The 343-nt window shown below is 37.9% G+C and carries 1 pseudogene; it reads left to right on the forward strand.

Annotated features, from left to right (window positions below):
• Positions 1–2: 2 nt before the first annotated feature.
• A pseudogene (locus C1E99_RS12265) lies at positions 3–343 on the forward strand (hypothetical protein); the annotation flags it as partial.

The raw sequence follows: 343 nt of genomic DNA on the forward strand, positions 1-343 counted from the left end.
TTATGAAAACATCAACACTTGGAAAGTTACTAGAATTACCAAATTTTCACCACTTCTACACCGTTCCAATTAGAGAAAATACGGAGTCTTCTGGAAATTATATAATTGTTTTTGAACAGGACAAGCAACCTGTATTTGTTGATTTGAAAAATGAGACTGGTCACACTCTTGAGGTACGCTTTGCCAGTCATTTTGACAGCGCCGGTCTTCTGGTTGGATTAGGAGCCATTCCTATCAATTATTGGCCTACCTGCCAGATTCTTGGTGTGAAGAAAAATAATAATCGACGAGGACTTAGTCTATCTAGTCTGATGGATGGTTATGGACGTCTACCTATTTTTAA

This window comes from Streptococcus suis (assembly GCF_002964045.1).
GTDB classification, from domain to species: domain Bacteria; phylum Bacillota; class Bacilli; order Lactobacillales; family Streptococcaceae; genus Streptococcus; species Streptococcus suis_U.